The 21,913-nt window shown below is 70.9% G+C and carries 19 protein-coding genes; 5 read left to right on the forward strand and 14 right to left on the reverse strand.

Annotated features, from left to right (window positions below; all coding sequences use genetic code 11):
* The first annotated feature begins 89 nt into the window (after positions 1 to 89).
* On the forward strand, positions 90 to 1,160 hold the full coding sequence (locus GON04_RS25070; RefSeq protein WP_157400668.1) for an MBL fold metallo-hydrolase: 1,071 nt from the start codon (positions 90 to 92) through the stop codon (positions 1,158 to 1,160).
* 1 nt (position 1,161) lies between these two features.
* Here GON04_RS25070 and GON04_RS25075 read toward each other — a convergent pair whose 3' ends face one another.
* From GON04_RS25075 to GON04_RS25115, 9 genes are all read right to left on the reverse strand, one after another.
* Positions 1,162 to 2,073 (reverse strand): M48 family metallopeptidase, encoded by a 912-nt coding sequence (locus GON04_RS25075; protein WP_157400669.1) that lies wholly within the window; start codon positions 2,071 to 2,073, stop codon positions 1,162 to 1,164.
* Positions 2,074 to 2,083: 10 nt separating this feature from the next.
* Positions 2,084 to 2,818, reverse strand: coding sequence for a lysophospholipid acyltransferase family protein (locus GON04_RS25080; RefSeq protein ID WP_157400670.1), 735 nt, complete (start codon positions 2,816 to 2,818; stop codon positions 2,084 to 2,086).
* Positions 2,819 to 2,820: 2 nt separating this feature from the next.
* Positions 2,821 to 3,387, reverse strand: a complete 567-nt coding sequence (gene gmhB / locus GON04_RS25085; protein WP_157400671.1) for a D-glycero-beta-D-manno-heptose 1,7-bisphosphate 7-phosphatase — start codon at positions 3,385 to 3,387, stop codon at positions 2,821 to 2,823.
* Positions 3,384 to 5,528 (reverse strand): glycine--tRNA ligase subunit beta, encoded by a 2,145-nt coding sequence (gene glyS / locus GON04_RS25090; protein ID WP_157400672.1) that lies wholly within the window; start codon positions 5,526 to 5,528, stop codon positions 3,384 to 3,386. The genes gmhB and glyS overlap by 4 nt, the downstream gene beginning before the upstream one ends.
* Positions 5,528 to 6,457: a glycine--tRNA ligase subunit alpha gene (glyQ, locus tag GON04_RS25095; RefSeq protein ID WP_157400673.1), complete on the reverse strand. Its 930-nt coding sequence runs from the start codon at positions 6,455 to 6,457 to the stop codon at positions 5,528 to 5,530. The genes glyS and glyQ overlap by 1 nt, the downstream gene beginning before the upstream one ends.
* Before the next feature lie 10 nt (positions 6,458 to 6,467).
* A complete protein-coding gene (gene lnt, locus GON04_RS25100) occupies positions 6,468 to 8,000 on the reverse strand; it encodes an apolipoprotein N-acyltransferase (RefSeq protein WP_181653759.1) in 1,533 nt (510 codons plus the stop codon).
* Positions 7,997 to 8,881: a CBS domain-containing protein gene (locus GON04_RS25105; protein ID WP_181653797.1), complete on the reverse strand. Its 885-nt coding sequence runs from the start codon at positions 8,879 to 8,881 to the stop codon at positions 7,997 to 7,999. The genes lnt and GON04_RS25105 overlap by 4 nt, the downstream gene beginning before the upstream one ends.
* Positions 8,882 to 8,962: 81 nt before the next feature.
* Entirely contained in the window at positions 8,963 to 9,619 is a 657-nt protein-coding gene (locus tag GON04_RS25110) for a GNAT family N-acetyltransferase (protein ID WP_157400675.1), read from the reverse strand.
* A gap of 81 nt (positions 9,620 to 9,700) precedes the next feature.
* Positions 9,701 to 10,183: an Lrp/AsnC family transcriptional regulator gene (locus tag GON04_RS25115; protein ID WP_157400676.1), complete on the reverse strand. Its 483-nt coding sequence runs from the start codon at positions 10,181 to 10,183 to the stop codon at positions 9,701 to 9,703.
* 110 nt (positions 10,184 to 10,293) lie between these two features.
* On the opposite strand from GON04_RS25115, the gene hppD reads away from it, so the two are divergent.
* Together hppD and GON04_RS25125 are read left to right on the forward strand one after the other, a co-directional pair.
* Complete coding sequence (gene hppD / locus GON04_RS25120; protein WP_157400677.1) at positions 10,294 to 11,436, forward strand: 4-hydroxyphenylpyruvate dioxygenase; 1,143 nt, start codon at positions 10,294 to 10,296, stop codon at positions 11,434 to 11,436.
* A 135-nt stretch (positions 11,437 to 11,571) separates the two neighbouring features.
* A complete protein-coding gene (locus tag GON04_RS25125; RefSeq protein WP_198349402.1) occupies positions 11,572 to 12,147 on the forward strand; it encodes an adenylate/guanylate cyclase domain-containing protein in 576 nt (191 codons plus the stop codon).
* Between the two features lie 4 nt (positions 12,148 to 12,151).
* On the opposite strand, the gene GON04_RS25130 is transcribed toward GON04_RS25125, so the two are convergent.
* The 5 genes from GON04_RS25130 to GON04_RS25150 form a co-directional block, all read right to left on the reverse strand.
* Positions 12,152 to 12,808 carry a Crp/Fnr family transcriptional regulator gene (locus GON04_RS25130; protein WP_157400679.1) on the reverse strand — a complete coding sequence of 219 codons (657 nt, stop codon included), beginning with the start codon at positions 12,806 to 12,808 and terminating at the stop codon, positions 12,152 to 12,154.
* A 69-nt stretch (positions 12,809 to 12,877) separates the two neighbouring features.
* Positions 12,878 to 13,528, reverse strand: coding sequence for a helix-turn-helix transcriptional regulator (locus GON04_RS25135; RefSeq protein WP_232533181.1), 651 nt, complete (start codon positions 13,526 to 13,528; stop codon positions 12,878 to 12,880).
* A gap of 128 nt (positions 13,529 to 13,656) precedes the next feature.
* Positions 13,657 to 16,992: a response regulator gene (locus GON04_RS25140; RefSeq protein WP_157400680.1), complete on the reverse strand. Its 3,336-nt coding sequence runs from the start codon at positions 16,990 to 16,992 to the stop codon at positions 13,657 to 13,659.
* Positions 16,993 to 17,018: 26 nt separating this feature from the next.
* Positions 17,019 to 18,137 (reverse strand): response regulator, encoded by a 1,119-nt coding sequence (locus GON04_RS25145; protein WP_157400681.1) that lies wholly within the window; start codon positions 18,135 to 18,137, stop codon positions 17,019 to 17,021.
* A 56-nt stretch (positions 18,138 to 18,193) separates the two neighbouring features.
* Complete coding sequence (locus GON04_RS25150) at positions 18,194 to 19,099, reverse strand: esterase/lipase family protein (RefSeq protein ID WP_157400682.1); 906 nt, start codon at positions 19,097 to 19,099, stop codon at positions 18,194 to 18,196.
* A 118-nt stretch (positions 19,100 to 19,217) separates the two neighbouring features.
* Between GON04_RS25150 and GON04_RS25155 the strand changes: the two genes are divergently transcribed.
* Positions 19,218 to 19,952, forward strand: coding sequence for an FFLEELY motif protein (locus GON04_RS25155; protein WP_157400683.1), 735 nt, complete (start codon positions 19,218 to 19,220; stop codon positions 19,950 to 19,952).
* Between the two features lie 48 nt (positions 19,953 to 20,000).
* Positions 20,001 to 21,686 carry an AMP-binding protein gene (locus tag GON04_RS25160; RefSeq protein ID WP_157400684.1) on the forward strand — a complete coding sequence of 562 codons (1,686 nt, stop codon included), beginning with the start codon at positions 20,001 to 20,003 and terminating at the stop codon, positions 21,684 to 21,686.
* Positions 21,687 to 21,913: the final 227 nt, after the last annotated feature.

A 21,913-nucleotide genomic window follows, 5' to 3' on the forward strand; every position in this document is an offset into this window, starting at 1 on the left:
GCCGCGGGGCACGCCTAGAATGGCGCGATTACAGCTGACGTTTACGTCAACGTCAAACCGCAGTTGCCTGGCTCACGCCCTCCCCCCGCATGAACTCCCTAGAAGCCCAGCTCACCTATCCCCTGGGCGATGCGCTGCCGTCGCCGGGCCAGACCCTGGAGGTCGCGCCCGGCGTGCGCTGGATCCGGATGGCGCTGCCGTTCGCGCTCGACCACATCAACCTCTGGCTGCTGCGCGACCGGCTCGACGGCCGCGAGGGCTGGACCGTGGTGGACTGCTGCATCACGCGCGACGAGTCCAAGGCGCAGTGGGAGCAGGTGTTCGCCTCCTCTCTGGACGGTCTGCCCGTCCTGCGCGTGCTCGTCACCCACATGCACCCGGACCACATCGGCCTGGCGCACTGGCTGTGCGAGCGCTGGTCGACGCCCGAGCATCCCTGCCGGCTGTGGATCAGCGCGACCGACTACAACGCGGCGCGGGTCGGCTCGCAGAGCACGACCGGGTTCGGCGGCGAGTCGGCGGCGCGCTTCTTCGCCGCCCACGGGCTGACCGGGCCGGCCGACCTGGAGCAGATCCGCGGCCGCGCCAACTACTACCGCAGCATGGTGCCGGCGGTGCCGGGGAGCTTCCGGCGCCTGGCCGACGGCGACGTGGTGCGCATCGGCGGGCGCGACTGGACCTGCATCAGCGGCTACGGCCACGCACCCGAGCACATCGCGCTGTCCTGCGGCGAGCTGCGGGTCCTGATCAGCGGCGACATGGTGCTGCCGCGCATCTCGACCAACGTCAGCGTGCACGACGTCGAGCCCGAGTCCGATCCGCTGCGGGCCTTCCTCGCATCGCTCGACAAGTTCCGCCACCTGCCGCCGGACACGCTGGTGCTGCCCTCCCACGGCAAGCCGTTCACCGGCCTGCACCAGCGCATCGACCAGCTGCACGCCCACCACCGCGAGCGGCTGGCCGAGGTGCTGGAGGCCTGCACGGCCAGGCCCTCGACGGCGGCCGAGATGCTGCCGGTGCTGTTCAAGCGTCCGCTGGACCTGCACCAGACCACCTTCGCCATGGGCGAGTCGGTGGCGCATCTGCATGCGCTGTGGTTCGCGGGCCAGCTGCGGCGCCAGCGCGGCAGCGACGGGACCTACCGCTTCGCGGCGGCCTGACTCACCAGGCCGGCAGCGGCTCGTCGCGCAGCTGGCCGCGCAGCCGGGCGTAGTCGGGCACCACCGTCGCCACCGTGTCCCAGAAGCGGGGGCTGTGGTCCATCACGCGCAGGTGCGACAGTTCGTGCGCGACCACGTAGTCGATGACCGGCAGGCGGAAGTGGACCAGCCGCCAGTTCAGGCGGATGGTGCCGTCCGAATGCGCCGTGCCCCAGCGCGTGCCGGCATTGCTCAGGACCAGCTTGCGCCACTGCACGCCGAGCCGGGGCGCGTAGTGGTCCAGGCGCTCGGTGAACAGGCGCTTGGCCTGCCGCATCAGCCAGGCCTGCACGGCGTCGCGGATCTGCTCGGCGTTCGCGTGCTGCGGCAGGGCCACGTGCAGCGTCAGGCGCGGAACGCCGGGCAGGGCCTGGGCGTCGGTGTTCAGCGTCGCGCCGCCGGCGCCGCGCGAGTCGAGCACCACGATGACCGGTTCGCCCAGGAAGGGGAACACGGCGCCGTCCTTCCACTGGATGCGGGCCGCCTCGATGCGGTCGTGGCGCTGGCGCGCGCCATCGAGCTTGGCCAGGATCCAGGCCGACTTGGCCTGCACCGCGGCGTCGACCTCGGCCAGCGGCACCCAGCGCGGCGCGCTGACGGTGAGCCCCTCGACGCCGACCACGAAGCCGATGGTCTTGCGCCGGGCGCGCTTGAATTCGTAGGCCACGAAGGTGTGGCCCAGCTGGGCGCGGCGGTTGGCGTTGGGATGGTGGAAGGTGGCCGGCGCGAGCACCGCGTCGAGCGGTTCGGCCGGCGCGGCGGCGACGGACGGTGCGACCGGGGCCGCGACCACCGGGGCCGGAGCCGGGGCCGGCCGCGGCGCGGGGACCAGCGACTCGAACAGGTCCAGCGTGAGCTGGAGCGGGTTGCGCATGGCCCCGAGTCTAGCGGTAGGCCTCGGGATCGATGCGGTGCATTTCGGCCTCGATCCAGGCCTGGACCTCGCGCATCAGCTCGTCGGCCTGGCGGCCCTGGCTGGGGATCGGCTTGCCGATCACCACGTCGACCACGCCCGGGCGCTTGACGAAGGCCTTGCGCGGCCAGACCTTGGCCGAGCTCACCGCGATCGGGATGACCGGCGCGCCGGTCTCGACCGCCAGCCGCGTGCCGCCGGTCTTGTAGTTGCCGGCCTGGCCGCGCGGGATGCGCGTGCCCTCGGGAAACATGATGACCCAGATGCCCTGCGCCAGCAGCCGCTTGCCCTGCTCGACGACGCGGTTGAACGCCTGCGCGCGCAGGCTGCGGTCGATGTGGATCATGTCCATGCGGCCCATGGCCCAGCCGAAGAACGGGATGTAGATCAGCTCGCGCTTGAACACGTAGGCCAGCGGGTGCGGCATCAGCGTCGGCATGAGGAAGGTCTCGAACGTCGACTGGTGCTTGACCAGCAGGATCGCCGGGCTGGTCTTGCCCTGCGGCAGGTTCTCCATGCCGGTCACGCGCACCTGGATGCCGCACAGCACGCGGGCGGCGCCGATCTGCCAGCCCAGCCAGCGGGCCGCCTTCCAGTACATCTGCTCGCCGTTGGCCCATAGCGACGCCGTCACCATCCAGATGCCCCAGGGCACCACGGTGACCAGCATCCACAGCGCGTGCAGGATCGATCGCAGCAGCGCCATCGTCAGCCCGCGGCCTTCGCGGCGCTGCGCGCCACCAGCCAGTCGGCGAAGGCGGCCAGGTCCTCGTGCACGCGGGTGCCGGCGGGAAAGGTCTCGGGCAGCGGGCGGCCGCGGTACTGCGCGCCCTTGCCGGTGAGCACCAGGTGCGGCTCGCAGCCCACGGCCACGCCGGCCTGCAGGTCGCGCAGGCCGTCGCCGACCACCGGGCAGCCCTTGAGCTCGATGCCGAAGCGGTCGCCGATCTGCTCGAACAGGCCCGGCAGCGGCTTGCGGCAGGTGCAGCCCTCGTCGGGGCTGTGCGGGCAGTAGAAGATGGCATCGACCCGGCCGCCGTGCGCGGCCAGCAGCTTGTGCATCTTGGCGTGCATGGCGTTGAGCGAGCCGACGTCGAACAGGCCGCGGCCCAGCCCCGACTGGTTGGAGGCGATGGTCACGTGCCAGCCGGCGTGGTTCATCCGCGCGATGGCCTCGAGCGCGCCGGGCAGCGGCTGCCACTCCTGCGGCGACTTGATGAATTCGTCGCTGTCGGCATTGATGGTGCCGTCGCGGTCGAGGATGACGAGCTTCATGTGGCGAGGCGGGACAGGTCGGCCACCCGGTTCATCGCGCCGTGCAGCGTGGCCAGCAGCCCCAGGCGGTTGCGGCGCAGGTCCGCCTGCTCGGCGTTGACCATCACGTCGTCGAAGAAGGCGTCGACCGGTGCACGCAGCGCGGCCAGGGTCTGCAGCGAGGCGGTGTAGTCGCCGGCGTCGAACTGGGCCTGCGCCGCGGGCGCCAGCTGGCGGGTGGCGGCATAGAGCGCCTTCTCGGCGGCCTCGTGCAGCAGGCCTTCGCTGACCTGCGCGTCGACGCTGCCGTCGGCCTTCTTCAGGATGTTGCCGATGCGCTTGTTGGCGGCCGCCAGCGCCGGCGCCTCGGGCAGCGCGGCGAAGGCACGCACCGCCTGCAGGCGCTTGGCGACGTCGCCCAGCCGCTGCGGCCGCAGGGCCAGCACGGCGTCGACTTCCTGGGCGCTGTAGCCCTGCTCGCGCAGCGCGCCGGCCAGGCGGTCGAAGATGAACTCGGCCAGCTGCTCGCGCGTCGCGGCAGCGGCCTGCGGGAACAGTGCGAGCGCCTCGGCCAGCAGCTGCCCGAGGTCCAGCGGCAGGTCCTTCTCGATCAGCATGCGCACGATGCCCAGCGCATGGCGGCGCAGCGCGAACGGGTCCTTGTCGCCGGTGGGCAGCTGGCCGATGGCGAACAGGCCGGCCAGCGTCTCGAGCTTGTCGGCCAGCGCGACCACCAGGCCGGTGGTGCCGCGCGGCAGCTGGTCGCCGGCGAAGCGCGGCTTGTAGTGGTCCTCGACGGCGTCGGCGATGTCCTGCGGCAGGCCGTCGTGCAGCGCGTAGTAGCGGCCCATGGTGCCCTGCAGCTCGGGGAACTCGCCCACCATGTCGGTCAGCAGGTCGGCCTTGGCCAGCTGTGCGGCGGTGTCGGCCCGGTCGGCCGCGGCGTCGGCGACGCCGTTCGTGGCCAGCGTGCGGGCGATCGACTGCGCCAGCCGGCGCACGCGCTCGGTGCGCTCGCCCTGCGTGCCCAGCTTGTTGTGGTAGACGACCCTGGCCAGCCCCTCGACCCGCGACGCCAGCGTCTTCTTGCGGTCCTGGTCGAAGAAGAACTTGGCATCGGCCAGGCGCGGGCGCACGACGCGCTCGTTGCCGCCGACCACGGCGCCGGGGTCCTGCGGGCGGATGTTGCTCACCACCAGGAAGCGGTTGGTCAGCCGGCCCTGGGCATCGAGCAGCGGGAAGTACTTCTGGTTGGCCTTCATCGTGAGGATGAGGCACTCCTGCGGCACGTCGAGGAAGGCCGGCTCGAACTGGCAGACCAGCACGTTGGGCCGTTCGACCAGCGCCGTCACCTCGTCGAGCAGGGCATCGTCCTCGATCGGCCGGGCACCGGCGCCGACCTGCTGCGCGGCGGCCTGCAGCTGCCGCACGATCTCGGCCCGGCGCGCCTCGAAGCCGGCGATCACCGCGCCCTGCTCCGCCAGCACTTGCGCATAGCTGTCCGCATCCGGGATGGTGACCATCTCGGCGGCGGCCTCGAAGCGGTGGCCGTGCGTCACGCGGCCGGCGGCCAGCCCGAGCAGCTCGAGCGGCACGACCTCGGCGCCGTGCAGGGCGACCAGTCCGTGCGCCGGGCGGACGAACTTGACGTCGGTCCAGCCGTCGGCCAGCTGGTAGGTCATGACCTTGGGAATCGGCAGCTGGGTCACGGCCCGTTCAATGGAGTTCAGCAAGCCAACTTGCAGACTTGTGCCAATCGCAAGTCCGCGCAAGTAGATGGATTCGACCTTTCCATCCGATTGTGTGAACAAGCTGTCCGGTCCATCGACGGAGTTCGGCCACAGGTCGGCAAGCCGTTCGCGTCCGATCTTCCCAAGCCGCTTCCGGAGAGCCTCCGTCGGCTTCCCATCTTTCACGCCGACAGACATGGGCACCAGTTTTTCAATGACTTCCTGATCTGGCGCTTGGGAAGCCACGTTGGTGACATGAGCGGCCAGCCGGCGCGGCGAGGCGAAGGTCGTGAGGGCCGAGTCGGCGGTGGCGAGCCCCTGTGCCCGCAGCTGCTCCAGCAGCACGCTGCCGAACGCCTCGCCCAGCTTCCTCAGCGCCTTGGGCGGCAGTTCCTCGACGAACAGTTCGACCAGCAGGTTGGGGTGGGCCATCACGCGGCCTCCACCAGCTTGTCGGCCACCATCTTCGCCGTCGCGGCCTCGGCCCAGGGCCGCGGCGCCATCGGGAAGCCCAGCCGCTGGCGGCTGAGCAGGTACGCCTGGGCGACGCTGCGCGCGAGGTTGCGGATGCGGCCGATGTACGCCGCGCGTTCGGTCACGCTGATGGCGCCGCGCGCATCCAGCAGGTTGAAGGTGTGCGCCGCCTTGAGCACCTGCTCGTAGGCCGGCAGCGCCAGCTGTTGTTCCATCAGGTACTTGGCCTGCTTCTCGTGGGCGCCGAAGGCGGTGAACAGGAACTCGGCGTCGCTGTGCTCGAAGTTGTAGGCCGACTGTTCCTTCTCGTTCTGCAGGTACACGTCGCCGTACGATAGGCCTTCCGTCCAGGTCAGGTCGTAGACGTTGTCCACGCCCTGCAGGTACATCGCCAGCCGTTCCAGGCCGTAGGTGATCTCGCCGGTGATCGGCTTGCAGTCGATGCCGCCGACCTGCTGGAAATAGGTGAACTGGGTCACCTCCATGCCATTGAGCCAGACCTCCCAGCCCAGGCCCCAGGCGCCCAGCGTGGGGTTCTCCCAGTCGTCCTCGACGAAGCGGATGTCGTTCTTCTTCAGGTCGAAGCCCAGCGCCTGCAGGGAGCCGAGATACAGCTCCAGGATGTTGGCCGGCGCCGGCTTGAGCACCACCTGGTACTGGTAGTAGTGCTGCAGGCGGTTCGGGTTCTCGCCGTAGCGGCCGTCCTTGGGCCGCCGGCTGGGCTGCACGTAGGCCGCCTTCCAGGGCTCGGGGCCGAGGGCGCGCAGGAAGGTGGCCGTGTGGGAGGTGCCAGCCCCGACTTCCATGTCGTAGGGCTGCAGCAGCGCGCAGCCCTGGGCATCCCAGTACGACTGCAGCTTCAGGATGATTTGCTGGAACGTGAGCATCGGTGCGATTTTAAGTGGGCGCACGCCTTCGGCCGCGCACCAGCGCTCCCAAAACAGGAGCAAGGCCGAGCAGCCACAGCGGCCACAGGCCCCAGCGCGACGCCCACCAGGCGAAGGGCGTCAGGCCGGTGCGTCCCTGCACCTCGCCGGTGAGCACCCCGCGCGTGAAGCGCGGCAGCGACTTCGCGACGTCGGCCCGGTGGTCGATGATGGCGGTGGCGCCGGTGTTGGTGGCGCGGATCACCGGGCGGTCGAACTCCAGCGCCCGCATGCGGCTGATCTGCAGGTGCTGGTCGATCGCCACGCTGTCGCCGAACCAGCCGATGTTGCTGACGTTCACGAAGATGGTCGGCGCGGCGGCCGGGTCGGCGAAGCGGGCCGCCAGTTCCTCGCCGAACAGGTCTTCGTAACAGACGTTGGGCGCCAGCCGCTGTCCCTGCCAGGGGAACGAGTCCTGCCCGACCGCGCCGCGGTTGAAGTCGCCCAGCGGGATGTTCATCAGGTCGGTGAACCAGCGGAACAGCGGCGGAATGAACTCGCCGAACGGCACCAGGTGGTGCTTGTCGAAGCGGTAGACCGCCGCGCGCGGCTGCAGGCCCACCACCGAGTTGGTGTAGCCCTCCTCGTAGCTGCCCAGTGGCATGCCCACCAGCGCCGCCTGCCGGCCCTGCAGGAAATGGTCGGCCATCGCCTCGAAGTAGCCCTCGGGCAACTGCTGGGGCAGCAGCGGGATGGCGGTCTCGGGCGCCACCACCAGCGAGGCGCTGCTGGCCGCCAGCTGCTCGCCGTACCAGGCCAGCGCCAGCGGCACGCCGGTGCGGCCCTCGAACTTCTCGTCCTGCGGGATGTTGCCCTGCAGCAGCGCCACGGACAGCGGCCGGCCGGCGTCGCCGCCCGCCACCGGCACCACGGCGGCGATCCCGGCCAGCAGCGCCGCCGCCGCCGGGGCGCCCAGCAGACGCGGCGAGCGTGTGCCGCCCACGGCCACGCCGAGCGCCGCCGCGATGCCGGCAGCGACCGCGGCGATGCCGTACGCCCCGATCCACGGCGCCAGCAGCCGCAGCGGCCCGTCGACATGCGCATAGCCGGAAGCGCCCCAGGGGAAGCCGGTGAACCAGGTGCCGCGCAACAGTTCGGCCGTCAGCCACAGGGCCGCGAACAGGACCGGCGCGCTGGCCGGGCCGGGCCGCAGCGCGCGCCAGACCCCGACGGCCAGCGCGTAGTACGCGCCCAGGAACGCCGACAGGCCAAGCACCGCCGCCATCGCCAGCGGCGCGGCCAGCCCGCCGTAGACATGCATGGAGATGAACAGCCACCAGAAGGTGCCGGCCAGCCACGCGGTCGCGAACAGCCAGGCCAGGCCGGCCGCCCGGCGCCAGCCGTCGGCCCGGTGCGCCAGCGCCGCCAGCCCGGTCAGCGAGGCGAGCTGCAGCCACCACAGCGGCTGCCCCGTGCCGGGCCAGGCCACCGATGCGGCCTGCAGCAGCCCCGCGAGCAGCGCCAGCCCGAGCGCAGCCCACCCCGGCAGGCGGCGGGCGCTCACCCGGTGTTGTCGTCGGCCGCCACCGGGGCGACCTTGAACCAGCGCACCGCCCCACCCTTGGTGTGCAGCACGACGAAGTTCAGCCCGGCCAGCGTGTGGTGCTCGCCGCGGCGCGGCACATGCCCCATCTCGTGGGCGATGAGGCCGCCGATGGTCTCGAACCGGTGCTCGCCGTCGGCGCTGTCGGTCGGCACGATCCTGGCGCCGAACGCCTCGCCCACCCGCTCCAGGCTGGTGTCGCCGCTGACGCGGTAGGTGCGGTCGGCCAGGGCGAAGATGTCGCCCTCTTCCTCGGCGATGTCGAACTCGTCCTCGATCTCGCCGACGATCTGCTCCAGCACGTCCTCGATGGTGATGAGGCCGGCGATGCGGCCGAACTCGTCGATCACCAGCGCCTGGTGGTTGCGGTTGCCGCGGAACTCGCGCAGCAGGTCGTTCAGGCCCTTGCTCTCGGGGACGAATGCCGCCGGCCGCAGCAGGGCGCGGATGTTCAGTTCCGGGGCCCGCTGCAGCTTGAGCAGGTCCTTGGCCAGCAGGATGCCGATGATGTTCTCGCGCTCGCCCTCGTAGACCGGGAAGCGCGAGTGCGCGGTGTCGATGACGAGGTGCAGGATCTCGTCATACGGCGAATCGATGTTCACCAGGTCCATCCGCGGCGCCGCCACCATGACGTCGCCGGCCGTCTGGTCGGCCATGCGGATGACCCCCTCGAGCATGACGCGCGACTCGGCGTCGATGATTTCGTTGTCCTCGGCGTCGGCCAGCGTCTCGATCAGCTCATCGCGGGAGTCCGGCCCCGGGTGGATGAACTCGGCGACCTTCTGCAGGAACGTGCGGCGGTCTTCCTTCTCATGAGGCCGCGCAGGGTGGGGGTCGGACACGGCGTCGAAGCAGGACGTGCGGTGGTTGGGGGACGACAAGGATAGCGGAATCGCCAGCGGGCACCGGCCCGGCCGGCCGGCTCAGCTGCCCGACTGGTGGCGGGCCGCGCGCACGCCCTGCCGGGTCTCCTGCACCTGGGCCAGGAAGTCCCAGAAGCTCTTGGCCTGCTCCTTGAGCTTGTAGTCGGTCTGGGCGAAGCGCTCGACCACCAGTTCGCTCATCCGCGTGTCCAGGGTGGCCGGCGGCAGCCGCAGGTGGGCCTCGGTCTCGCTGCCGAAGCGCTCCAGCGTCGCGCCGCCATGGCGGGCGATCTTGAGCATCGCCGTGTTCTCGCTCAGGGCGTGGATGAACAGCAGGTCGACGCCCTCGTTGCGGGCATGGATGACGGCCCGCTCGAACAGCCGGCTGCCGTAGCCCCGGCCGCGCGCCTTGGCCAGCACCGAGACGCCGAACTCCGCGCAGCGGCTGGCGCGCGGGTCGCGCGAGAACGCCAGGTGCGCCATGGCGATCAGTTCGAGCTTGCGGTTGTAGATGCCGAAGATGTCGTCGCGCTCGAAGTCGAGGTCGGCGATGTAGCGGCCGACCTGTTCGTCGGTGGCCGTGTAGCCGAACCGCAGGTAGCGGTCGTCGGCATCCAGCGCCAGCAGGTGCGTCGCGATGCGCTCGCGGTGGCTCGGGCCCAGCGAACGGATCGGGACCAGGGCGGGCGCGGGCTTCAGGGCGGGGTCGTCGGCCATGGGACCAATGTAAGGGTTATCCCGGTCCGCCCCAGTCCGGGAAACTACGTCAGGGGGCACTTACTGTGCCCCGACACCGCACTAAACCGGCACCGCCGTGGTGGCTTTGACACGGTCGAGCACGAAACTGGTCTTGCAGTCCTGCACGCTCGGGTGCTTCAGGACGGTCTCCAGGATGAAGCGGCTGTAGTGCGCCATGTCCTCCACCACCACCCGCAGCAGGAAGTCCATCTCCCCGGTCAGGGCCACGCACTCGACCACCTCCGGCCAGGTCTGGACGGCAGCCCGGAACAGGTCCATGGGGTTGCGCTTGTGGTGCTCGGTGTGCTTTTCCAGCCGGACGTTGATGTAGGCGGTCAGGCCCAGTCCGACCAGTTCCGGTCGCACCAGGGCCACGTAGCGGTCGATGATGCGCGCCTCCTCCAGCCGCTTGACCCGGCGCAGCACGGCGCTGGGCGACAGCCCGACCTGCTCGCCGACCACCTCGTAGGTCTCGCGTCCGTTCGCCTGCAGCGCGCGCAGGATGGCCCGGTCGAGCTTGTCTAATGCAGCGGATTCAGCCATGGCGCAATTTTATTGATCGAAGGGGCATTTTCGAGCCGCTCTCCGGCGGAAAACTGAACGCCTGCCGCCCTACAGTGCTGGTTCCCCATTGCACCGACCGGAGACCGCCGATGACCGCTGCCCAGCCCCCTTCCACCAGCCGCGCCGCGCCGGGCTGGGACAACCCCATGGGGACGGACGGCTTCGAGTTCATCGAGTACGCGGCGCCGGACCCCAAGGCGATGGGGGAGCTGTTCGAGCGCATGGGCTTCCGGCCGATCGCCCGCCACCGCCACAAGGCCGTGCTGCTGTACCGCCAGGGCGGCATCAACTTCATCGTCAACGCCGAGCCGGATTCGTTCGCTCAGCGCTTCGCGCGCCAGCACGGGCCCAGCATCTGCGCCATCGCCTTCCGGGTGCGCGATGCCAAGGTGGCCTACGAGCGCGCCGTCTCGCTGGGCGCCTGGGGCTACGCCGGCGCGGCGGGCCCGGGCGAGCTGAACATTCCGGCCATCAAGGGCATCGGCGACAGCCTGATCTACCTGGTGGACCGCTGGCGCGGCAAGAACGGCGCGCGGCCGGGCGACATCGGCGACATCGGCTTCTACGACGTCGACTTCGAGCCCCTGCCCGGCATCGACGCCCAGGAGGCGCTCGATCCGGCCGGCCACGGCCTGACCTACATCGACCACCTGACCCACAACGTGCACCGGGGCCGCATGGCCGAATGGTCGGAGTTCTACGAGCGGCTGTTCAACTTCCGCGAGGTCCGCTACTTCGACATCGAGGGCCAGGCCACCGGCGTCAAGAGCAAGGCCATGACCAGCCCCTGCGGGAAGATCCGCATCCCGATCAACGAGGAGGGCAACGAGAAGGCCGGCCAGATCCAGGAGTACCTGGACAAGTACCGCGGCGAGGGCATCCAGCACATCGCGCTGGGCTCGCGCAACCTGTACGACACGGTGGACGCCCTGCAGCTGGCCGGCATCAAGCTGCTGGAGACCAGCGACACCTACTACGAGCTGCTGCCGCGGCGGATCCCGCAGCTGCAGGAGGACATCGAGGCGCTGCGGCAGCGCAACATCCTGGTCGACGGCCAGACGGGCCAGTTGCTGCTGCAGATCTTCAGCGAGAACCAGCTCGGCCCGATCTTCTTCGAGTTCATCCAGCGCAAGGGCAACGAGGGCTTCGGCGAGGGCAACTTCAAGGCCCTGTTCGAGACCATGGAGCTGGACCAGATGCGGCGCGGCGTGCTGGAGGGCAAGCCGGCCTGAGGGGCCCGGCGCCGTTCGTCGCGGCGATTCGGCAGGTCCGGCAAGACGGCCGGTAACAAGGGGTTGACAATTTGATTCAGGTCATCCCTGTTGCCGCCCGCCATGACGACACCCAGGCCGTCCCCTTCGCCGGATGTGGAGCTCCACCGCAAGGTGATCCTGGTGCTGGACACCGTGGAATCCGTGCGCCTGATGGAGAGCGACGAGTCGGGCTTCATCCAGCGCTGGCGCCGGTTCGCGCACGAGGCCCGCAACCTGGTCGTGCCCACCCATGGCGGCCGCTTCCACCGCAGCACCGGCGACGGCTTCCTGCTGGCGTTCGACCAGGCCACGGCCGCGGTGCATGCGGCCTTCGACCTGCTGCGCCGCTGCGGCGAGGGCAACCGGCAGCTGGGGGCCGAGCCGCCGTTGCAGCTGCAGGTGCGCATCGCGGCCCACGCGGCGCACTACATCGCCGACGAATTCGACATCTACGGCTCGGGGGTCAACCTCGCCAGCCGCTTGCTGGCGCTGGCCGGCCCCGGGGAATTCGTGGTGAGCGCCGCCCTGCGGGACCTGCTGGCCGGCTCGGGCACGCGCCTGAAGGACCTGGGCATGCACCGGCTGCGGCACCTGAGCCGACCCACCCACGCCTTCCGCGTGCTGGCCGCCGGACCGGCCGCGGGCCCGGATGCGCAGCCGCCATCGGCGGCGGGCTACGCCGGCTCCTGACGGTTCACCAGCGCGCCGGCAGCTTGCGGTTGAGGGTGATCTGGCGGATGCCCAGGGACACGTAGCCGCCGCGCTCGAGGTCCTTCAGCAGCCGGCTGACCATCTCGCGCGAGGCGCCGACCCGGCTGGCGATGGTCTGGTGCGTGATGGGCGCCAGCAGCACCGGCGCACCCGGCGTGGCCGGGCCCTGGTGCCCCTCCAGCGTGCTGACCACGCGGCCATAGACATCCTTCAGCGCGAGCTCGCGCGCCGTCTGGGTGGCGGTGCGGGCACGGCGGATGACGCGCGCGATCAGTTCGAGCATGAAGTCCGGATGGCTCGCCAGGTGCTTGCACAGGTCGGCCCGGCTGACCACGGCGCAGACGCAGGGTTCGAGCGTGATGATGGAGGCCGAGCGCGGGCCGCCATCGAGCCACATCTCGGCGAAGTAGTCGCCGGCCTCCACCACCCCGAAGGTCAGTTCGCGGCCGACGGCGTCGTTGGAGTAGACGCGCACGCGTCCGGAGAGCAGGACGTAGGTGGAGTCGCCCATCTCCCCCTCCGTGATGATCACCGTGTTCTTGCGGAAGCTGCGCACGCAGCCCAGTAGCGCGAGGGCCCTGATGCTCGGCGTCAGGGCGTCGAACAGGCGGTCTTGCGCCGCCGCGTGGGACGTGGACATGGATGATCTCCTCCCCTCGCGGCCACTCTAGCAGAGGGGTACGCGGCCGCCAATCGGAGGAACGAGCGATCAGTGCAGGGGGTCGCAGCGCAGCGCGGGGGCCACCGGCGGCAGCATGGCCACCCGGCTCACCAGCTCGCGCACGCCGGAGGAGCGTGTCTTGGCGCACAGGCTGCGCACGTGGCTGCGCACCGTGGACACGGCCACTTCGAGCTGGCGCGCCACCTCGGGAGCGGAGTAGCCCTGGCACAGGATGCCCAGCACGGTCTCTTCCGCCGCCGTGAGCGCATGGCTGCGGGCGAAGAAGCACAGCATCAGCGACTCGCAGACGCTGGGGCGGGAGAACAGCAGCGCGACGTGGCTGGAGGTCGGCTCGCCGCGCCCGAGCGGGACCAGCGCCAGGGCCAGCTTGTCGCCGGCCTCGCCCAACAGGTGCAGCAGGCTGCGCTTGCCGGTTGCCGCCTTGCCCAGCCCGTCGGCCAGCGCCTTGGTGTCGGCCGGCTGCACCTGCAGCAGGCCATGGCGGACCCAGAGCACGCGGCGGCGGCCCAGTTCATGGCGCGCGGCCTGGTTGGCGTGCACCAGCTCGCCCGCCGGAGTGGCCACGGCCACCCCGTATGCCAGTTCGTCCAGCACCAGGTCGCCCATGCCGGCGGCCAGGGGCGGACGGCCCTCGAAAACGGACGCCCGAGCGCCCGGGGTTTGCAGGTTGGTCTGCATGTGTCTCCTCCCTTGTTGTCATGGGCAGGAGAGTAGGAAGCGCGCGGGTTTTGCGCCAGTGCAAAAGGCCGGTCGGCCGTGTGACCTGCTTCGCTCTTTCGCGCGCGGACCGGACCGGCCGCGTGGCCTCAGGGCCAGCTGGCGAGGGCGGCGCGGGTGCGGTCCCAGAGCTCGCGCAGCCGCTCGGCCGCCGCGGCGGCATCGGGCGGCAGGCCGGCGCGCGCGTCCGCCTCGAGCGCGGACGCGGCGTGTGACAGCGCCACCGCGCCCACGTTGCTGGCCGCGCCCTTGAGGGCGTGCGCCGCGCGACCGAGCGCCTGCGCGTCGCCGGCAGCGACGGCCGCCTCGACCGCCGCCAGCCGCTCGGGCGCATCGGCGACGAACAGCTCGACGACCTGCCGCGTCATCGACAGCTCCTCGTCGTCGAACTCCTTGAATTCCTCCAGCCGCGCGAAATCCATCAGCGGCCCGTCCTCCTCGGGCGGTCTAGCGGGCGCGCCCTCGGCCAGCACGGCGGGGCCCGGCGCCGCCGCACTTGCTGCCGTCATTGGCCCGGGCGCGAGCCACTTCTCCAGCGCCTGGGCGAGCGCCGCCACCTGCAGCGGCTTGGTGAGGTAGTCGTCCATGCCGGCCGCCTCGCAGCGCGCGCGGTCCTCGGCCGAGGCCGCCGCCGTGAGGGCGATGATGGGCGGCGAGCGCTCGCCCCAGACGGCCTGGATCTGGCGGGTGGCCTCCAGTCCGTCGACGTCGGGCATGTTCACGTCCATCAGGATGGCGCCCAGCGGACGGCCCGTGGCGGCCGCCTGGGCCGTGGCCTCCACGGCCTCGCGGCCGTCGACCGCGGTGCGCACCTCGTAACCCAGCTTGAAGAGCATCGCGCACGCGACCTTCAGGTTCACCGCGTTGTCGTCGGCCACCAGCACGGTGACATGCTTCTTGTCCTCCGGCCGTTGCGGCGCGCCGCGGCCTTCGACCTCGTGGCGCAGACACCGCGACAGGGTCTCGAACAGCTGGTTCTGCCGCGCCGGCTTGAGCAGCCGGGCATCGAACAGCTGGGCGTTCTCGTCGCCGGCGGGCATGAAGCCGGAGCTCAGGAGCACCAGGCGCAGGGCACGCAGCCGCGGATCGGCCCGGACCGCGCGCGCGAAGGCCACGCCGTCCATCTCCGGCATGTGCATGTCGGTGACGATCAGCGCCGGCAGGCGCGGCGCCTGCGCGAGCCAGCGCAGCGCGTCGGCGCCCGAGCTCGCGCTGGCCACGTCCATGCCCCACAGCTGCAGCTGGCGGGTGAGGATGCGCACGTTGGTCGCATGGTCGTCGACCACCAGGACGCCGACCGACGACAGCGCACCGGCCTGGCCGGCACCGGCGGGCTCCTCCAGCTGCGTCACAGGGGCGGCCACCGTGAACCAGAACGTCGCCCCCTGGCCCGCCGCGCTCTCGACGCCGATGGTGCCGCCCATCAGCTCCACCAGCCGCTTGCAGATCGCCAGCCCGAGGCCGGTGCCGCCGTACTTGCGGGTGGTGGAGGCATCGACCTGGGTGAAGGCCTCGAACAGGGCCTGCTGGCGCTCCGGCGCGATGCCGATGCCGGTGTCGGTGATGCGGAACTCGAGCACGCAGCGGCCTTGCCCATCGTCGGCCGCCAGCTGGCGCGCGTGCACGGCGACCTCGCCGCTGGCGGTGAACTTGACGGCGTTGTTCACCAGGTTGATCAGCACCTGGCGCAGGCGCGTGATGTCGCCCAGGATGGCGGCCGGCACGGCGCCGCTGCCGTGCTCGGGCACGTCGACGATGAGCTCCAGGCCCTTCTCGCGCGCCCGCGGGGCGGCGATGTCGCAGGCCTCCTCGACCGCCCCGCGCACGCTCAGCGGCTCGGCCTCGAGATCGAGCTTGCCGGACTCGATCTTGGAGAAGTCGAGGATGTCGTTGATGACGGCCAGCAGCTGGTCGCTGGAGATGCGGATCGTCTGCAGGTAGTCGCGCTGCTCGGCGTCCAGCCGGGTCTCGGCCAGCAGCGTGCTCATGCCCACCACGCCATTGAGCGGCGTGCGGATCTCGTGGCTCATGGTGGCCAGGAACGCCGCCTTCGCGCGGGCCGCCGCCAGCGCCTCCTCGCGCGAGGCGGCGAGCTGCGCAGTGCGCTGGGCGACACGGTCCTCCAGGGTTTCGTTGGCCTGGCGCAGCGCGCCGGCCTGTTGCTCCACTTCCTGCCGGTAGGCCTGCAGCTGCCGGGCGCTGTCGTGCAGGACGAGCGACAGGTCGTGCACTTCGCGGATGCGCGTGCCGGATTCGATCACCGGCACCTCGCCGCGCCCGAGCTGGGCTGCGGCCAGGCTGAGGCGCCCGAGCCGGCGCCCGAGCCCGTGGGCCACGGCAAATGCGATCAGCGCGCCCAGCACGATCAGCGCCGCCATCACGCCCAGCGCCAGCTGGCCATCGTGGCGCAGGTCGGCGGTGAAGTCGCTCTCGGGCGCGGCGACGACCAGGGTCCAGGGCAGGCCGAGCGCCTCGCCGAACGGGCGCTGCACGACCAGCAGCGACTCATCGCCGTAGGGCACGCGGCGCAGGCTGGTGTCCATCGCCACCGTGTCCTGGGTGCGGCCGGCGCGCAGGGCCTGCAGCGCGGCGAAGCTGGCGCGGATGACGGGATTGGCGCTGACGCCCGGGCTGCGGCGCTGCACCTGGCCCTCGGCGCTGTCGAACAGGGCATCGCCGGCCGACCCCGCGATCAGCGCGCCCTTGGCGTCGAACACGTAGGCCGCGCCGTGGGCGCTGATGCGCTGGGTGCGCAGGATGTCGGTCAGCCGCTGCAGGCCCAGTTCGGCCCCCAGCACGCCGGCGGCGCCGCCGTCCTCGTCGTACACCGGCTGCGACAGGCTGACCACCAGCTCGCGCCGCCCGGCCGAAACCTGCACCGGGGAGAACACGCGGTCCTTGGCCATGACGGCGCCCACGTACCAGGGCGCGCTGCGCGGCTCATAGGGACCCGGCGGTGCGACCGCCGGCCGGCTGTGGTCGCCGGGTTGCATGGCATCGAAGGCGGAGCGCACCGGATCGCCGGCCTTGCGCACGAGGATCCGCACGCCCGCCTCGGCCGGTGCGACGCCCAGGTAGTCGCCGCGCAGGTTGGCCACGTGCACCTGGGACACGTCGGGCGTCTGGCGCACGAGGGCGAAAGCGGCCGGCTCGAACAGCTCGGGCGAGCGCAGCCAGGCCCGCATCCGGCGCAGCTCGGGGGCCGCAGGCCGCTCGGCGACCAGGCCATTGAGCACGTCGTGCACCTGCCGCAGATGCGCTTCGCTGCCGGTCTGCACCACCAGCGCGACCTCGGTCAGGAGCTTGCCGGCCAGCGCCTCCACGGCCTGGTTGCCGGCGCGCAGGAACAGCCAGGCCGCCAGCAGCGCCGGGATGGTGGCCAGCAACAGCAGGCTGGCCGCCAGGATGCGGCCGATCGGGAACATGCGCGGCGCCGCCGCCGGCGCGGCCACTAGAGCGCCAGGCCGGTGATCTCGGCCACGTCGAGGGGGGAGGAGCGGCCCGGCAGGTCGACCAGCGCACGCCGGTCGGTCTCGACGGCGCCGGTAACCAGCCGCAGCGCGGCGACGCTGGCCATGATGGGCCAGCCGATAGTTCGGCCCTGGCGCTGCAGCAGCATGGTCGCACTGACGGCGTCGCCGACCGGCAGCGTCTGCGCCGTGGGCGTGTGCAGCGGGTCGTGCAGCAGCGTCAGCGTGACGGGACCGGCGTGCAGGGCCACGTTGGCCTGGAACCGCGGCAGCTCCCGGTCGGGATAGCTGGAGGCCAGGTACTGCTGGATCCCGCGGCCGGCCTCCACCAGCCCGAGGGCGGCACGCACGGCCCGCAGGCCGTGATTGACCGTCTGGGTGTCGGTGGCATCGACGAAGACCGCCAGCACGCCCTCGCCGATGAACTGGATGTGGCGCGCGCCGAACAGGTGGGCCGTGTCGTTGGCACTGCCGTAGAACTTCTTCACCAGGTCCGCCAGTTCGGCGGGGTTGAGCTTCTCGGCGACGCCGGCGTAGCTGGGGATGTCGACGAACAGCACCGTGGCGCTGGGAAACTTCTCGTCGCCCTCGCCGTCGCTGCCGGTGGGCCAGCGCTCGCTCAGCTCGGTGGCCAGGCGCTGCTCGTACAGCTTGGACAGCTGGTGGCGCTGCTCCTCCAGTGCTTCCTGCACGGCGCGGTCGATCGCCATGGCCTGCAGCGTGGCGTGCATGGTGCGCTTGTTCAACTGGGCGGCCGCGGCCTCGCGCAGTTCCCCCGGCCGGAACGGCTTGGTGATGTAGTCGTCGGCACCGGTGGTCATGCCGATGCGCATGTGGGCCCGCTCCTGCAGCGAGGTGAGCAGGATCACGGGAGTGGCGGCGATGTCGGGGTTCTGGCGCAGCGCGGCCAGCATCTGGAAGCCGTTGAGCTCGGGCATCTGCACGTCGCTGATCACCAGGTCGGGCCGGTGGTTCTCGACCAGCAGCAGGCCCTGGGCCCCGTTCTCCGCGGCGAGCACCTCGTGCCCGTCCTTCTTCAGCACCGAGGCGATGAGCGTGCGCGTGCCGCCATCGTCCTCCATCAGCACGATCAAAGCCATGACCGGTTCGCTTCCAGGTTCGCAGCGGCCGGAATGCAAGGCCGCGACCGGCGATCTTACAGGTCCCGCACGAGGGCGAACGTGCCTTCGACGACCGTCTCGCGGAAGGCCAGATCGACGTGCGCGGCCCCCGGCAGGAAGCGGTTGTCGGCCCCCGCCAGCGTGGCGGTCGAGGGAGGCATCACCACGTTGTCGCAGTTGCTGAACCAGCACGTGAACCGGCTCGCCGGCAGGCCCGCGGCGCGCGACAAGTCGTCCAGCCACTCCCCGCCGATGCGCATCTGGCGCCCGTTCGGCAGCCGGCTGAATCGGGCCAGCGCGGTGCCATGGTGGGGCGTGGCGATGGTGACCACGTGCGCCACGCGCTCCGGCCGGCCAGCGGCGCGCAGCCAGGCGCGCGCCGCCAGTCCGCCCATGCTGTGGCACACCAGGACGGGCGGGCGGCCGCTGGCCGCCGTGAGCTGGCGCACGGCGGCATCGATGCTCTGCGCGTAGTCGTCGATGGAGCCGAACACCGGCTCGAGGTTGACGGCCACGTAGGGGTGTCCGAGCTGCCGGGCGCGCGCCAGCCACGGTGCCCAGAAGCCGCGGTTGCAGACGAAGCCGTGCACGAACACGATGCCGCGCCGGCCGCCGCCGGCCTCCAGGCGATCCGGCCAGCGACGCCAGCGGAATGGTTGCCGCCAGCCGAACACCCGCAGTCCCTGGAGCGTTTCGCGTCCCCAGGCCGCCAGCAGCTGGCCGGCGCCGGCCCGCGGCGCCGGATCGGCACGGCGCACGTGCAGCAGGAACAGGAATTCGAGGCCGAGCACGACCGCGTGCACGCACGCGATGGCCCCCGCCCCGAACGCGGCCAGGAGCGGGCGCTGGCCCACCCAATAGGCGAACCAGGCCAGGGCCGCCACCAGCAGACCCGCCGCCAGCCCCTGCTGCAAGCGGGCGAGACGGGACGACGCGGCCATCCGGCGAGTATGACGTGGCATGGCCGCTGCGCGGCATGGCGCGGGGGCTACCGGTTGTGCGGTGTGGATGCGGCGGCTGCCGGCGGGAGGCAGGACGGGTCGCCTAGACTGAGGCGGCATGGAAGCCGCCCGCACCATCCGCGAAGCCGTCGCCCAGGTGGCCGCTGTGCGCCGCACCGCCGGGTCGGATCCGCTGCTCGGGCAGGCGCTCGGCGTGGTGAAGCGGCTGCAGTCGCGGCGCTTCGCCGGGACCTATGCGGATCTGTTGCGCAGCAGGACCTACGCGGCCGGCGCACGGTTCTTCCTCGACGAGTTGTACGGGGAACGCGACTATGCGCAGCGCGACGAGCAGTTCGCCCGCATCGCCGGGGCCATCGAGCGCCTGTTCCCGGAGAAGATCGGCGCCACGGCGGCGTGCCTCGCCCAGGTGCACGCCCTGACCGAGGACCTGGACCTCGCGCTGGCCCGGGCCTGGCTGGTGTCGGCAGGCCCCGACCCGGCCCGCTACGGCGCGGCTTGGCGCCTGGCCGGCCGCGCGCCGGATCGCCTGCAGCAGCTGCAGGCCGTCGTCGACCTCGGGCACGACCTGGCTCGCCTGACCCGGACGCCGGGCTTGCGCATGATGCTGCGCATGATGCGCAAGCCCGCCACGGCGGCGGGCCTGGCCGCCCTGCAGGCCTTCCTGGAAGGCGGCTTCGACACCTTCGCCGGCATGGCACGCGAGCGTGGCGCGGTAGAGAACTTCCTGGCCACCGTGTGGGAGCGGGAGCAGCACCTGTCGCAGCTGCTGTTCCACGCCGAGCCAGCGACGGCGGAGGCCGAACTGGCGCGCATCTTGGGACAAGCCCCGTAGTCCGCACCGGCCCCGCCGCTGACAATCCCTGGCCATAGGAGAGCAAGCATGGACAGGCCTTGGCTGCGCAGCTACCCCGCGGGCGTTCCGCAGCAGATCGACCCGGGACAGTTCCGTTCGCTGAGCCAGTTGCTGGAGGAGTCGTTCCGGCGCAATGCCAGCCGGCCGTTCTCCGTCTGCATGGAGCGCTGGATGTCGTACCAGCAGCTCGACGAGTTGTCCGCCGCGCTGGGCGCATGGCTGCAGGCACGGGGCCTGGAACCCGGTGCCCGGGTCGCGCTGATGCTGCCCAACATCCCCCAGTTCGCGGTGGCGATGGCGGCCGTCATTCGGGCCGGCTACACCTGCGTGAACGTCAACCCGCTGTACACGGCGCGCGAGCTGGAGCACCAGCTCAAGGACTCGGGCGCGACGGCGATCATCATCCTGGAGAACTTCGCCCACACGCTGGAGGAAGTGATCGACCGCACGCCGGTGAAGCATGTCGTGCTGACGGCCTTTGGCGACCTGCTCGGCTTCTGGTATGGCCACTGGATCACGTTCGCCGTGCGCCACCTGGCCAAACTGGTGCCGGCCTTCCGGCTTCCGCTCGACCAGGGCCGGCAGGTCACGACCTTCCGGCAGGCGCTGGCGGCCGGCCAGGGCCTCAAGCTCCAGCCGAGCGAGCAGACGCTCGACTCGGTCGCCTTCCTCCAGTACACCGGTGGCACCACCGGCCTGTCGAAGGGGGCGGTGCTGACCCACGGCAACATCGTCGCGGCCATCCTGCAGGCCGAGGCCTGGTTCACGCCGGCCCTCGCCAAGATCGGCGATGTCGGCAAGTCCAACTGCATCACCGCGCTGCCGCTGTACCACATCTTCGCGCTCACGCTGTGCCTGCTGTCCATCCGCTGGGGCGCGCACCTGACGCTGGTGCCCAATCCGCGCGACGTCGGCAAGTTCATCGAAGTCCTCAAGCGCCGGCCGTTCCACCTGCTGCCGGCCGTGAACACCCTGTTCAATTCCCTGCTGCAGCATCCGCAGTTCAGGACGGTCGACTTCTCCCAGTTGTGCGTGTCGCAGGCGGGGGGCATGGCGGCCTCGGAAGGCACGGCGCGCCAGTGGCAACAGGTGACCGGTTGCGCCATGGTGGAAGGCTGGGGGATGAGCGAGACCTGCGCCATCGGCACCAACAACCCGGTGCTGAGCACCAGGTTCTCGGGCACGATCGGGCTGCCCCTGCCGGGGATCGACATCGCAATCAAGGACGACGACGGCCGTGACGTCGCGATCGGGCTGCCCGGCGAGATCTGCATCCGCGGCCCCAACGTCATGCGTGGCTACTACCAACAGCCGGATGAGACGAGCAAGGCGTTCACCGCCGACGGTTGCATGCGCACGGGCGACGTCGGCGTCATGGACGAGAACGGTTACACCCGGATCGTCGACCGCAAGAAGGACATGATCCTGGTGAGCGGCTTCAACGTGTTCCCGAATGAACTCGAGAACGTGATTTCGCTGTGCCCGGGTGTGATCGAATGCGCAGCGGTCGGCGTTCCCGACGAGAAGCAGGGCGAGGCCATCAAGGTGTTCGTGGTCAAGAACGACCCGGTGCTGACCGAGGACGACGTGGCCCAGTACTGCCGCCAGAACTTCACCGGCTACAAGGTGCCCAAGTACATCGAATTCCGCGACGACCTGCCCAAGACCAACGTCGGCAAGATCCTGCGGCGGGAACTGCGCAACGGTAAATAGCGCCTGGCCGGCGCGGGATGGGTCGGTCGGTAGCGGCGCGGGCAAATTGCCACCCTCATTAGCCACCCAATGGCCACCTATTGCGGCAGCGGCTTCCGCGAACTGGAGACGCCGCGTGGCCGCCAATTCGCACCACGGGCATTCGAATTTGCGCGCCCAAAAAGCAAAAGGCCCAGCATGTTTTGCTGGGCCTTTGCCGCTGTAAGAGCCTGACGATGTCCTACTTT

This window comes from Ramlibacter pinisoli (genome assembly GCF_009758015.1).
Lineage (GTDB): Bacteria > Pseudomonadota > Gammaproteobacteria > Burkholderiales > Burkholderiaceae_C > Ramlibacter > Ramlibacter pinisoli.

Bases quoted from the DNA above. Each gene is read 5' to 3' on its own strand.
- GON04_RS25150 (WP_157400682.1), bottom strand. From the start codon at position 19,099: ATGGCCGCGTCGTCCCGTCTCGCCCGCTTGCAGCAGGGGCTGGCGGCG.
- GON04_RS25155 (WP_157400683.1), top strand. From the start codon at position 19,218: ATGGAAGCCGCCCGCACCATCCGCGAAGCCGTCGCCCAGGTGGCCGCT.
- glyS (WP_157400672.1), bottom strand. From the start codon at position 5,528: ATGGCCCACCCCAACCTGCTGGTCGAACTGTTCGTCGAGGAACTGCCG.
- GON04_RS25115 (WP_157400676.1), bottom strand. From the start codon at position 10,183: ATGGCTGAATCCGCTGCATTAGACAAGCTCGACCGGGCCATCCTGCGC.
- GON04_RS25160 (WP_157400684.1), top strand. From the start codon at position 20,001: ATGGACAGGCCTTGGCTGCGCAGCTACCCCGCGGGCGTTCCGCAGCAG.
- gmhB (WP_157400671.1), bottom strand. From the start codon at position 3,387: ATGAAGCTCGTCATCCTCGACCGCGACGGCACCATCAATGCCGACAGC.
- GON04_RS25070 (WP_157400668.1), top strand. From the start codon at position 90: ATGAACTCCCTAGAAGCCCAGCTCACCTATCCCCTGGGCGATGCGCTG.
- GON04_RS25135 (WP_232533181.1), bottom strand. From the start codon at position 13,528: ATGCAGACCAACCTGCAAACCCCGGGCGCTCGGGCGTCCGTTTTCGAG.
- GON04_RS25110 (WP_157400675.1), bottom strand. From the start codon at position 9,619: ATGGCCGACGACCCCGCCCTGAAGCCCGCGCCCGCCCTGGTCCCGATC.
- GON04_RS25140 (WP_157400680.1), bottom strand. From the start codon at position 16,992: ATGTTCCCGATCGGCCGCATCCTGGCGGCCAGCCTGCTGTTGCTGGCC.
- glyQ (WP_157400673.1), bottom strand. From the start codon at position 6,457: ATGCTCACGTTCCAGCAAATCATCCTGAAGCTGCAGTCGTACTGGGAT.
- GON04_RS25080 (WP_157400670.1), bottom strand. From the start codon at position 2,818: ATGGCGCTGCTGCGATCGATCCTGCACGCGCTGTGGATGCTGGTCACC.
- hppD (WP_157400677.1), top strand. From the start codon at position 10,294: ATGACCGCTGCCCAGCCCCCTTCCACCAGCCGCGCCGCGCCGGGCTGG.
- GON04_RS25130 (WP_157400679.1), bottom strand. From the start codon at position 12,808: ATGTCCACGTCCCACGCGGCGGCGCAAGACCGCCTGTTCGACGCCCTG.
- GON04_RS25145 (WP_157400681.1), bottom strand. From the start codon at position 18,137: ATGGCTTTGATCGTGCTGATGGAGGACGATGGCGGCACGCGCACGCTC.
- GON04_RS25075 (WP_157400669.1), bottom strand. From the start codon at position 2,073: ATGCGCAACCCGCTCCAGCTCACGCTGGACCTGTTCGAGTCGCTGGTC.